Source organism: Peptoniphilus sp., from assembly GCF_022767005.1.
GTDB lineage: Bacteria > Bacillota > Clostridia > Tissierellales > Peptoniphilaceae > Peptoniphilus_A.
This window is the reverse complement of the sequence record NZ_JALEOV010000039.1, coordinates 1-4,847: the sequence shown is the minus strand read 5'-3', so window position 1 is coordinate 4,847 and position 4,847 is coordinate 1. Positions and strand designations below refer to the sequence as shown.

The 4,847-nt window shown below is 31.3% G+C and carries 4 protein-coding genes and 2 other annotated features; all 4 genes read left to right on the top strand.

What is annotated here, in order from left to right:
• The first annotated feature begins 327 nt into the window (after nt 1-327).
• Nucleotides 328-556, top strand: a binding site (T-box leader).
• 49 nt (nt 557-605) lie between these two features.
• The 4 genes from MR285_RS03150 to MR285_RS03135 all read left to right on the top strand — a co-directional run bounded on the left by MR285_RS03150 (nt 606) and on the right by MR285_RS03135 (nt 4,626).
• Nucleotides 606-1,580 (top strand): ABC transporter substrate-binding protein, encoded by a 975-nt coding sequence (locus tag MR285_RS03150; RefSeq protein ID WP_293557942.1) that lies wholly within the window; start codon nt 606-608, stop codon nt 1,578-1,580.
• Between the two features lie 71 nt (nt 1,581-1,651).
• Nucleotides 1,652-1,884: a binding site (T-box leader), on the top strand.
• Nucleotides 1,885-1,920: 36 nt separating this feature from the next.
• Nucleotides 1,921-2,910, top strand: a complete 990-nt coding sequence (locus MR285_RS03145; RefSeq protein WP_293557940.1) for an ABC transporter substrate-binding protein — start codon at nt 1,921-1,923, stop codon at nt 2,908-2,910.
• Nucleotides 2,911-2,933: 23 nt separating this feature from the next.
• On the top strand, nt 2,934-3,818 hold the full coding sequence (locus tag MR285_RS03140) for an ABC transporter permease (RefSeq protein ID WP_293557938.1): 885 nt from the start codon (nt 2,934-2,936) through the stop codon (nt 3,816-3,818).
• Nucleotides 3,805-4,626 carry an ATP-binding cassette domain-containing protein gene (locus tag MR285_RS03135; RefSeq protein WP_293557936.1) on the top strand — a complete coding sequence of 274 codons (822 nt, stop codon included), beginning with the start codon at nt 3,805-3,807 and terminating at the stop codon, nt 4,624-4,626. Before MR285_RS03140 ends, MR285_RS03135 begins: the two co-directional genes overlap by 14 nt.
• The last annotated feature ends 221 nt before the right edge of the window (nt 4,627-4,847 follow it).

Below are 4,847 nucleotides of genomic sequence, written 5' to 3'. Positions count from 1 at the left end.
ATTTTAATATTTTTTATGGTGCTATTTAATGGATTTTTTTATTACAAGACAGGAAGGCTTAATCCCAATGCAATAAAAACTCATCTCTTGGTCATTGTTGTTTATATTGTAATTAGTCTAATTATTTATAAAATTAAAAAGAAGGATTAATTGCAGAAAATATAAAATAATAATTCAAATAATCACTATTTCAAATATTTTTACAAAAATAATAGACGAGGGAAGATGAGATATATTATTTACAGCTCTAAACTTTTAAATTAAAAAAATTTAAAAACAGTGCTTGACAAAAATATTTTACTAGAATATAATGTCATTCATAAAATAATAAATGCCATGAAAGAGAAAAAGATATTTAGTGAGTCTCAAAGAGAGTGGGGATGGTGAGAGCCCACAGATAAGTTAGTATCATATATTCACTCTTAAGCATGAAGATTGAAAATTAGTAGATCTCCACGGCAGTCACCGTTATCATAGACTAGAGATTGTTAGATCTTTAAAGAGGAAATATTTTTATTTCGAATTTAGGTGGTACCGCGAATCCTTCGCCCTATGTTGGGCGAGGGATTTTTTTATTATTTTAAATAATTCTTTTGGAGGAAAAAATGAAAAATTTAAAGAAAATGGTAAAAATTGTTATGGTAGGTGCCCTTGCTGCATCTCTTGTTGCTTGCAGTACAGATAAAAAGGCAGAAAAAAATGATGGAAAAATAAAAATTGGAGCTATCCAATATATTGAACACGTATCTCTTGACAATGCACTTAAGGGTTTTGAAGATAGGCTAAAAGAAGAGGGAATTGATGCAGAAGTTGAAGTTGAAAATTTGCAAGGCGACCAAGCTTTAACTACTACTGCGCCAAAAAAATTTGAAAAAGACGAATACAAATTAGTTTATGCGATTTCAACACCAGCTGCACAGGGAGCAAAGACAGCTCTTCCAAATAAAAATATTATTTATTCTGCAGTTACAGACCCAGTGGAAGCCGGTTTAATTGAAGCGCCAGATAAAATTACAAATATCACGGGAGTAAATGATGCAGTTTCTGCAAAGAATCAAATTGAATCTTTCCTAAAGATTTATCCAAATATAAAAACTATTGGTACAATTTTTTCTACTAACGAAGCAAATTCAAAGGTACAAGTTGAAGCTTTAGAAAGTGCTTGCCATGACCTTGGACTTAAACTTGAAAGTGTTGGAATAAATAATATTAACGACATTGGTCAAGCTCTTTCAACTTTAACTGGAAAGATAGATGCTTACTATGCGCTAACTGATAATACTGTTGCTTCAGCTGGACCAATAGTTGCTGAAAACTTATTAAAGGATAAGGTTCCATCAATTTCTGCTGAAGAAGGACAAGTTTCAAAGGGTCTTTTAATGAGTGAAGGTGTGGACTACTATGAGCATGGAAGACAAGCAGCGGATCTCGCAATAAGAATTTTAAAGGGCGAAGATATTAAAAATGTTCACGCAGAAGACAACAAGACTTCAAAGAAGAAAGTAAATGAAAAAACTGCTAAGGCACTTGGACTTGACCTTAACAACGAAAATTTAAAGGATGCAGAAATTATAAAATAATTTTCATAGCAGAAAAAAATAAAAAAAGGCTTGACTTTGTTGTGCTACTAGATTATAATCATCTTAATTTGAAAAAAGCGTTGAAAGAGAAAAAAGAATTTTTGATGATTTAAGAGAGTTGCCGTATGGTGCGAGGCAATACACAAAAGTTTAATATACACTCTTAAGCTTATTTGTTGAAATTAGTAGGCAAGTACGGAAGCCACCGTTAACTGAGGCTAGAGGTTGTTAGACCTTAAAATGAGGTAATCTTTTTAGATTATAAAATCGGGTGGTACCGCGAAGTCAATCTTTCGTCCCAATGTGGATGAAAGATTTTTTTTATTTTATGGAGGTTTTTATGAAATTTAGAAGAGTATTTGTTTTAGTTTTATTGTCATTATTTTTAGTTTCTTGCTCAGGTGCAAAAAATAAAAAGCCAGCAGAAGAAACTACGACAGGAAGTACAGAAGGTGCAAAAAAAGTTGGCATAATTCAACTTGCCGACCACATTGCCCTTGAAAGAGCAAGAAAGGGGTTTGTTGATGAACTTGAAAAGACAAATCCAGATGTGGAAATTATTTCTAAAAATGCAAATGGAGATCTTACAGTTGTTCCATCAATTATAAAATCTTTTCAAGATAAAAATGTTGATTTGATTTATGCAATAGCGACGCCAGCGGCACAAGGTGCAAAAAATGGCGAAAAGGAAATTCCAATTATTTTTAACGCAGTAACTGATCCAGAAAGTGCAGATTTGCTAAAAAATCTTGAAGCACCAGAGGGAAATGTAACAGGAGTAAGCGATTATTTTTCAATTTCAGCACAACTTGAAGAAATGATTAGCATCTTCCCAAATATAAAAAATATTGGAGTAATGTTTTCTACTAACGAAGCAAATTCAAAATTCCAAGTTGAAGAATTAAAGAAATCTGCAGAAGGTTTTGGACTAAATGTAGTTGAAGTTGGAGTAAATAATATTAACGACGTTTCAACTGCAATAAAGACAATTGAGCCAAAAATAGACATCTTCATGGCTATTACAGATAACACAGTTTCATCAGCATCAACTATTATTGCAGAAAGCTTAAAGGAAGCAAAAATTCCTTCCTTTGCATCAGAAGAAGGACCAGTTGAAAATGGAATTTTAATAAGTTCAGGCGTCGACTATTTAGACCTTGGCAAGAAAGCAGCGGGCATGGCAAGTGAAATACTTGGTGGTAAAAAAGTAAGTGAAGTTCCAGTAGTATTTTCAACAGATACTAGAAAAGTTGTAAACAAAAAAACTGCTGAAGCTATAGGACTTAGCAAAGATGAAAAATTGATGAAAGACGCAAAGGTAGTAGAATAGATTTAAAATTAGGAGGAAGAAAGTTGAATTCAGTAATAATGGAATCCATTGTCATGGGACTTATATTTTCCATATTGACAATAGGAGTAGTAATAACATTTAAAATTTTAGATTTCCCAGATATGTCAGTTGAAGGAACCTTTCCGCTAGGAGCTTTTTCTTTTGCTAAGATGTTAACTTTAGGGATAAATCCAATACTTGCAATGGTAGTTTCACTAATTGCAGGAGGTATTGGGGGATATATAACTTATATATTATTTAGAAAATTTAAAATTCAAGCAATACTTGCCGGTATTCTTACGATGACATTTTTATATTCAGTTAATTTAAGAATTACTGGCACACCAAATGTTACTTTCTTTGATTTCAAAACTGTTTTTCAACTTTTTGAATCTGTTCCAAAGATTTTAATTTTAATAATTATTACATTAATTATTAAAATTGTTTTAGATTGGTTTTTAAAAACAGAAAAGGGATATTTGCTTTTAGCAACAGGGGACAATGAAACTTTAGTAAAAGCCCTTGGCAAAAATCCCGACAAGTACATTGCAATAGGGCTTATTATTTCAAATGCACTTGCAGCATTAGCAGGAGCACTTATGGCACAGTCAAATGGTTACGCAGACATTACAATGGGTCAATCCATAATAGTATCAGCACTTGCATCAGTAATTATTGGCGATGCCTTTTTAAAGAATGCAAACTTTTTAAATAGAACGACAAGGGCGATAATTGGTGCCATAATTTATAGAATTATATATGGAATTGCACTATACATTGGACTTGCTCCAAGTGATTTAAAGGGAATAACTGCAATAATAGTAGTGTTCTTTATAGTTTATAACAATGTTTCATCAAAGGGACTATCTGTATTAAAGGGAAAGAGGGAAGAAAATGCTAAAAATTAAAAACATATCAAAAACTTTTTACAAGGGAATGGATGAAGAAAATCAAGTATTTGATAACTTTTCCCTTGAAATCGAAGATAATAAATGCGTTGCAATCTTGGGACCAAATGGATGTGGCAAGTCCACACTATTTAATATGATTAGTGGATCACTAAACCCAGATTCAGGAGAAATTTTATTAGACGATGTTGACATTGCAAAATTATCTGAAGACAAGAGAGCAATTGACATTGGAAAGGTAAATCAAGATCCATCAAAGGGAGTTTGCCAAAGCTTAAATATTTTAGAAAATATGTCCATGGCATTTAAAAAGGGACATAAATTTACTTTCAGAAAATTAATTGACAAAAACAATAATGAAAAAATAATTGAAAAATTAAAGAGCATTGACCTTGGTCTTGAAAACAAATTAAAGACGCAAGTAAAATTCCTATCAGGTGGTCAAAGACAATCACTTTCACTCTTAATGGCAACAGTAAAAAAACCAAAGATACTTTTACTTGATGAACACACAGCGGCTCTTGATCCAAAGACATCTAAGATAATAATGAACAAGACAAATGACCTTATTAAAAAAGAAAAAATCATGACACTTATGATTACTCATAACTTGAAAAACGCAATAGAATATTCTGACAGAATTATAATGTTAAATAAGGGAAAAGTTGTACTTGACATACTTCCAAGTGAAGTTACAGAAGAAGAATTAAATAGAATTTACAATGAAAAAATCGAAGAATCAAATAATTTAGAATCAGAAAAATTAGAAATTTTGGAAAATTTAAAACAAGTAAAAAAATTTGCTTAAATGTATAATTATAAGAATAATTGCATTAAAAAATCCTACCCGATGAAGAGTAGGATTTTTTTAATTAATATTTAAGTTCTTTGTTTGAATAAATTGAGTAAGTCAATACTATCATTAGCACAAATATAATTGCATTTACGATTAAGCCAATTATATTTAGGTCAGCACTCACGAAGCTATAAGGTCTAAAGGCTTCGTTAGGGAAGTAAGATATAATCATT

Excerpts from the sequence above, each read along its gene's own strand:
- MR285_RS03150 (WP_293557942.1), top strand. The coding sequence starts at position 606 with ATGAAAAATTTAAAGAAAATGGTAAAAATTGTTATGGTAGGTGCCCTT.
- MR285_RS03145 (WP_293557940.1), top strand. The coding sequence starts at position 1,921 with ATGAAATTTAGAAGAGTATTTGTTTTAGTTTTATTGTCATTATTTTTA.
- MR285_RS03135 (WP_293557936.1), top strand. The coding sequence starts at position 3,805 with ATGCTAAAAATTAAAAACATATCAAAAACTTTTTACAAGGGAATGGAT.